Origin of the sequence: Pseudomonas sp. GM74, assembly GCF_000282455.1 — a bacterium.
GTDB lineage: Bacteria > Pseudomonadota > Gammaproteobacteria > Pseudomonadales > Pseudomonadaceae > Aquipseudomonas.
In genome coordinates, this window is record NZ_AKJG01000102.1 from 75,073 (window position 1) to 82,336 (window position 7,264).

A 7,264-nucleotide genomic window follows, 5' to 3' on the forward strand; every position below is an offset into this window, starting at 1 on the left:
CGACTGATTCAGCTGTTCCTGGCCGATGTCCCCGGCTGCGGCTCCCCACCCGCAGCTTCCTTGCGGGACAATTCGATCATCTTCGCGTTGCGCGCCGCCGCCAACTCGAAAAGCTGACTCATGAATGCGGCATCGTCGGCGTTATCGACACCGTTATCGTCCCCTCCCTGACTCTCCATTTCATCGAGTGCCCGAAAGTCTTCAGGGTATTTCTCCTTGAGATAACTCACCCAGTAGTCGCGCTGGATCAAGTCTTCGAAAAACCCGTCGGAGCGCTCTGCATTGACGATCTCCACGCGCGCCTGCGCCAGTTGTTGCCGGGTGACGCCCGAGGCATAGGTCATGTGTTTGGGCTGACCTGGCAGGATCAGGCCGTCATCCCAGCCCTCCGTCAGACCGATTCGATAGCCCAGGCGCACTTCGGCCTCATCCTCACCGGTGTGAGCCGCGGCTTTGGTCGCCAGATCATCGATCTTGTCCAGTCGAAACAATTGCCTGGACAGTTTCAGCAATGCTTCGCCCTTCACACTCAAGCGTCCAGGCGGAATTTCGAGTAAGGCATTGTGGGTGAACACTTTGCTTTCCAGCCCGCTGAACGTGAGGATTCGCCCGTCGACACAGGTACCATGGGTCGTCGAGCTGGCGAACAGGACCTCCCGAAGTTCGCTATTGCTGGCCGCGGCTTCCATCACTGTCCAGACCCGTCGCGTCAAGTCGGCATTGGCCACCCGAAACTCCTGGGTGTCCTGTAACCGCGAGAGCAAATGAAAGAACGCAGCATTGTCCGGTTCGGCCGCCAGCTGATTCCAGATTTCGCTTTTACCGGCCAGTTCCTCCGGGGCCGCATTGGCCAGCCAAGGGGCTTTTTGAGCGGAATCAGGCTCAACGTCAGGGAGCTCTTCATCCGGCTCGATGCTGTCGCTGTCGCCTTCGTCGTGAGCATCATCAAGTAACTCATCGAGTTCAGGGCGCGAGAGCCCCAGCACGGTGTCGCGTGCCCCGCTGTCGCGGTAATCCCTCAAGCGCTCAAGACTCTCTAGCGCCAGGTTGTTGTCGCTCAGATCGATACCGATCATCAGAACGTTGTGATTGCCATCCAGAGCCTGCGCTGGAACCGATGTGATGTAGTTGCCACTCAGATTCAGGACCCTCAGGTGGTCGGCATCCAGCACTCCGCCCGGCCATTGCGTCAGATTGTTATTGCGCAGATCGAGCGTCACCAGCTCCTCGAAAACGTCGATATCGAAGGCATCCAGTTCGTTGTAGCCCAGATCAAGCCACTTCAGACGTTCCAGATTACTCAATGAGGCGGACACCTGTTCGGCATCGTCCAGCCGGTTCGAAGACAGCTCCAGTCGCTCGAGCGTATCCATGTGCTGGACCGGCTCGGGAATTGCCTCCAGCCCATTGCCATTGAGTTCAAGGGTTTTCAACTGTGGAAAGGCATTGAGGAATCCATCGGAACCTTGCCAGGTGAGTTTTACGCTCGTCAGGTTCAATGTGCCAACATGCTCGAACGATGCCGGCAGCTCCGGCAAATCGCCCAGTTGCAGGCCATTGAGATTCAACACGGCATCCGCAACACCCTGCTCACCGATCAGCCCCTCCCGCCAGCACTCCAGGATACGCAGGGCACCCAGTCTGCGAGTGCTGGACGACGTCATCCAGCCCGCGCCGTGAGCTCCGCGGGTAAACAGCCAGCCATTCAACTGGCGTGTAAGCGCGTCAAGGGTCTGCTCCCATCCGGCAAGGCGCTCGCCGATTTGCACGTCGGTTGCCCCGCGCTGGCGCATCTGTTCCAGCGCTTGCGAGGCTTGCTCATCGGCCAGCGTCGGTTTCAACCGTTGCAGGCGCTTTGTCAGGATCCCGGGCCCTTCTCCCGTCGGAACTTCTGGTAGCGATAGCAAATGCCGTGCGATCGAAAAGCCACTCTCGGACGGCGGGAAGGCAAGTGGCACCGGTTCCAGGGCAAACCGTTCCAGGACACCTTCTGGCAGCCCCTTGGCCACTTCAATTCTCTGCCAGGCCGCTTTCAGCATTGCGGCAGCTTGTGGAGTCAAGGGCGCACCGACGAGATTGGTTTTGAGCAATACCTCACTGTCCAGCACCGCCACCGGTAATTCGGAGACTTTGCTGTCGCGCAAATCCAGCCAGGTCATGTCGGGCAGATCCTGGGCACCTGCCGGCCACTCCCGCAGCTCCGTCGAGCGCAGATTCAAAGCCTTGAGGTGAGACATTGCGCTGACGTCCAGGGTGTTGAGGGGGTTGTTGCTCAGGTCCAGATATTCGAGCATCCGCAACCCACCAAGACCTTGCTGAACCCCTGAGTCGACAACAATCGCGTTACTGGAAAGATCCAGCTGAGTCAATTTACCGAGATCGTTGGGTCCGATAGGGATTTCGGTCAAGCCGCAATCACGCAAGTCGAGTGTTTGCAGCTCGGTAAACTTGCTGATGAAACTGCGAATCTGTGCTGCAGGCGCTTTGCTCCCCCTTAAATACAGCGTTTGCACTTCCGGGAAAGTGCCGACCGGGAGCTCGGGAAAATCACTCAGTGGCAGATTCGGCAAATCGAGCACCGAGGCGTCAACTGTCGAGCCGTAGCGTTTGAAGACGCCCTTACGCCAGTTCGCTCTCAGGGAGTTCGCCACGCTTGTCCGGGCCATCACTTCATTGATCACCCTTGGTATGGGTCGTGCTCGATCGGTCCAGTCGATGAGGCTCTGATTAAGCACATGGTATTGCTCACTCAAGGCCTCGACGGCCCGGAACCTGGCCTCGGCGCCCTGCCATTGCTCGACAAACTCGCCGAACAAGGCTTCGTGATTTTCGTTGATGCCCTCGCCAAGACGTCTCAACTCCCCCTTGCTGTAATCCCTGACCATTTCCTCGAGATCAACAAGGTGCGGGGATTGCGTTTTGGCGTACTCATAGGCGGGCCTGAAGTTTTCACGAAGGAAGTTCGACCAGTCCAGCGACAGTCCGGACCAAAGTTTTTCATGTCCGTTGAAAATGCCGTCGGGCAAGGTTCTGATCCCGGTGGCCTTGAGGTTCAATCGCTCAAGTCGCGGCAGTTCGAGAACCCCGGCGGGCCATTCAAACAACGAAGGTGCAAGTACATCCAGCCGACGCAGATTGCGCAATTGGCTGACATCCAGATCGATCGGCGCGAATCCCGAACAGTAAATGTTGAGTTCCTCAAGCCTGGTCATTGCGCTCAGCCTCGACGACATATCGACCGCGTAGGGAGCGGCTGAATACAGACTCAGATCCGTGAGTTCCGGCATTGTACTCAACACCTGCGGGACGTTACTGAACGCGTTCCCCGTGGCATTGATCCGCAATCTCTTGAGCCTGGGGAAATTGGCCAACAGCGCATCGGCATTGGCATCCGTGATACACCGGCCCCGGACGTACAGGTCACGCACGTGCGAGAAATCCGCCGACAACGAAGGAAGCGCTTCATCACAGGTCAGGTCGAGCTAAGTGAAGTGCGAGTGCTCTGCGGCCAGCGGCGAGTTGCGCCAGCTTTGCTTGAGGCTCTGCGCGACCGAGGCCTTGCCCCCCAGCATGAGCTCCAAAGCAGAACTCGATGTCGGCTCGCCAACCCAATGATCGAGCGTCGATTCAAGCGTCTCCCATTCCCGCAGGCGGGCCTGCAACAAACCGTAAATCTGCGCATCGGTTTTTCCCGCACGCAGCTGCGCCAGGACAAATCCGTTAGCCTGCTGTTCGGTCAGCGCCGGATAGACATCCCGAACCCGGGTCGCCAGCGAAGGATTGATCCCTTGCCCGCGCCCGCTGGCGTAATAGCCCACCAATCGTTCGTTTACCCGAACCGGAGGCTTGAACTTCGCATGCTTGCCAGTGCGATTCTCCAGGCGTTGTGCCAGTTCGGCACGATGCGCGGTGGCATAGTCGATGATTGCCCTGCGCAACTGGCTGCCCTGAGCCACATGCGGAACACTCAGCGCCTGGCGCGCAGAGTCGGGCAAAGCGTGCATGATCGACAGGTAAAAATTATCTTCATTTCGAGGAATGCCGTTGAGCTCCTCACCGCGCTCATCGAACGCCTGGTAAGCCGGTCCTTTCTTGACCACATATTTGCGCGTGCCGGCCGTCTGGCTGCCAATGCCATCGATCAGAGGCCCTTCAATGTGACCGTCGCGGACTTCCAAGCGCACGCTGTCGGGCCAGCCTGGCAGTTTTTCCAGGGAATGCAGTGCGAGCCACCGGCTGTCCGCCGAAACCATAGGTTCCTGATGCAGCCCGGCAAAAGCGCGATTGACGCGCCCTTGCTGTACATACCAACGGCCCTCTTCGAGCATGTTCAAGGGTATCCGCCGCGTCGTTTGCCACCGCTCCAGCTCTTCGGCATTGGCATCGAGCAACACCCTGTTGGCAGCGGACTCACTCAGCCCCGGACAAGCTCTGCGCAGCATCGCCACCGTTCCCTTGCCCGCCTCGGTGTTCCCCGGGACAGCCTCGAACGCCGGCAACAACTCAGCCAGCCCGGGAGGCGGAGGCAGGTGATCGAGGTGCATCTTGCGCAGGGCATTGTCACTGGTACCGCTGGCATCGGCGACGGTGAGCAGTTGTTCGTCAGTCAGGGCCTCGGTCGCATGGCCCATGCGCCGCAACAGGGTCAGGCGATCCCACTCCAAAGGACGCTCCAGCGTATGGCGCCAGGCACCGTGGCCGTTATGTTCGAGAATCGGCTGCCAGGCCCCGGCATCGGTCGGATGCTTGATCCGCCATTTTTTCAGCGATGAATCAAAGGTGGTCTCATACACCCTGCCCGCCTGGCGGATGTACGTCTTGCCGTTTGCACGATACTGTCCGAGGGCATTGGGAGCGGTGACATCCCCCGGTTCAACGTCGCACTCATAGGCCTTCAGGTCGGGTTTCCACAGCCGTGTCGTTCCATCCGGGCGCTTGATGGCGTCCAGGCTTTCGACCACAGGCTGGGGTGGAACCGGCGCCATCTTGCCCAGCACCTTGCCGGCCCCGCCCATCGCCGCGATCAGCGCCAGGTTTTCCGCCACGTCGATCAGGTGCGCCTTGGCAGCAACGCGATCACCCTCACTCCATTCGATTACCCCTTCGAACGACTCGTACAGCAATTGCCCGGCCATCACCGTCAGCATGATCTCGCCCAGCACCGGCACGAACATTGACACCATGTTCAAGCCCAGCAGGCCGATTTCCAGCAGATGATTGAGCTTCTCCGCGCGAGCCTTCGCATCGACTTCAGCGGTCGGGACGGCATGGCTGCGCGCGTCGGCGATGACCTTGGCGCGGTTTTGCTCGTAGAGATAAGCCCACAGATCGGTGTTGGCAGCCCAGATACCGGCAACGCCGTTACGTGTCGCACCGTATGGGTCGAGGTAAGGATCGTCGACCGGTTCGCGCTTGCCCGGACTTTCAGGAGGAAGTTCTTTGATTCCGACGAATGTGGAGAACGGCGGAATGTACCGGGCGACCTTGACCCAGATGGAGTGCAACGGATCGCTCGGTGAGTCCGCCGCCTTGCGAGTGAACTGGCTGAAGTAGTAAGGGCGGTCGGCATAAGCCACGAATTGACTGAAAAAACGCTGGTGCGCGGTCGGCCTGCCATCGCTTGCAGACCGTGAGTTGCCAGCCGTGAACTGACGCTTGAATTCGTCACGCAACTGCGTCGAGGTGTAGCGTTTGAGCGGATGCTCGGGATCATGGGGAATGTAGACGATGAAATCACTGGTGTAGCGATACTGCTCGCTGATGCTGAACACCACACAGCCGGTCATCCGGCGCTTCATCAACACAAGGTCGCGGAACCAGACCTGTTTGTCGCCCAGCCGTGGATGGATTTCCCCGCCAATGACCGAAAGGATCATCGAGTAGTCTTGCGGTTCGATATCCTTTTTCAACAACGCCAGGTCGGCTGCCGCCCTCATTGCGGTTTTCTGACTGTCGATGAATTGCTCGCGCAGGTTGGTTTGCGCCTGCCTGTCTTCTGGCTGGAAAAATCCGTTCACGCAGGTTTGATACTGCGCTCCGATATCCAGCGTTCGGCACAGTGACAAGAACTGCATGACCGTCATGCCCAGCGCAACATCCTGGAATGTACCGGGGGTCGACGTTTCGACGACGAACCCTGAATCACGGTGGAAGGCCCCTTCTTCACACTCCGACGCCTCGAAGTTGTGCAATGCCGCCTGGAGCAAGGAAAGCTTCAACACCTCAAAAGACGAGACTTCGATTTCGAGCACACCAACCTCCAGGGGGCGCCGCAGGCACACCCAGGTCTTGTTGACATCGACGTCGATCGAGAACCTGTCCTTGAGAGCCTTGGCCAATATCGGCCCAGCGAATGTTTCGGCGTCGTGCAACGCGGACATTGTCTGGTCCAGCCGGGTCTGCGAGATAAAACTGGCGTTGAAACTTGCCCTCAGTGCCTGCTGTTGCGCGCCGGATGCGTGCACGTACCAATCAGGCAGACGTGTCCCGGTATCTTTGATCGCGGTGCGCCTTGCGGACGTCGCGTTGATCAACCAATCGGGGGTCATGCGTTCAAGCGATTCACTGTGCATGCTGCTGTTCCCGGGCAGCAAGGGCCTGGACTCTGAACCTTCAATAGGTGACTGCACCTTCGACGTCGGGGGTGAACTGCGGGATGAAATGCCCATACTGTCTCTCCTGGTAAATGGAGCGACAGGACACCACCTCTGGCCTGAACACCTGCGGTACATAGTTATCGCAAGTTCGAAAAGGCCAGACAAACCGTTTCGGGCAGCCACGGCACGAAGCCGCAGATTGGCTATGCTGTGGGGACCAACTTTCAGGCGAGGGATTTATGGACGATCCGGCCGACAACAAGCCGCCGACGTTCTGGCAAATGCTGCACAGCGTCATGGCGGCGGCGTTCGGGGTGCAGAGCGGGAAGAACCGGGCCCGTGATTTCACTCACGGCAAGCCGAGTCATTTTGTGATTCTGGGGATTGTGTTCACGGTGGTATTTGCCTTGACACTGTTCGGCATCGTCAAACTGGTGCTGTTTCTGGCCGGGGTTTGATGCGACTCAGTGCATCAGGGTTTGCAGGGTGAACGGGTAGCGCCAGGATGCGGGACGGCCCTTGGCCGAGAATTTGTGAAAGTCCACGCCGAAATCCTGCGCGGTGCCCATCGCCAGCAGTCGCCTGGCCTGTGTCCGATCGATCAGTTGCAACAACGGAACCTGTCGGTCACAGATCGGAAGAGCACACGTCTGAACTCCAGTCACCGA

At 58.8% G+C, this 7,264-nt stretch carries 3 protein-coding genes; 1 reads left to right on the plus strand and 2 read right to left on the minus strand.

From position 1 onward, the window contains the following. Window positions 1-8 precede the first annotated feature (8 nt). Together PMI34_RS29375 and PMI34_RS29380 are read right to left on the minus strand one after the other, a co-directional pair. On the minus strand, window positions 9-3,428 hold the full coding sequence (locus tag PMI34_RS29375; RefSeq protein WP_008052023.1) for an NEL-type E3 ubiquitin ligase domain-containing protein: 3,420 nt from the start codon (window positions 3,426-3,428) through the stop codon (window positions 9-11). A 54-nt stretch (window positions 3,429-3,482) separates the two neighbouring features. Next, window positions 3,483-6,572, minus strand: coding sequence for a dermonecrotic toxin domain-containing protein (locus tag PMI34_RS29380; protein WP_238538792.1), 3,090 nt, complete (start codon window positions 6,570-6,572; stop codon window positions 3,483-3,485). 263 nt (window positions 6,573-6,835) lie between these two features. Between PMI34_RS29380 and PMI34_RS08470 the strand changes: the two genes are divergently transcribed. Further along, window positions 6,836-7,054 (plus strand): DUF2970 domain-containing protein, encoded by a 219-nt coding sequence (locus PMI34_RS08470; RefSeq protein WP_008052027.1) that lies wholly within the window; start codon window positions 6,836-6,838, stop codon window positions 7,052-7,054. Window positions 7,055-7,264: the final 210 nt, after the last annotated feature.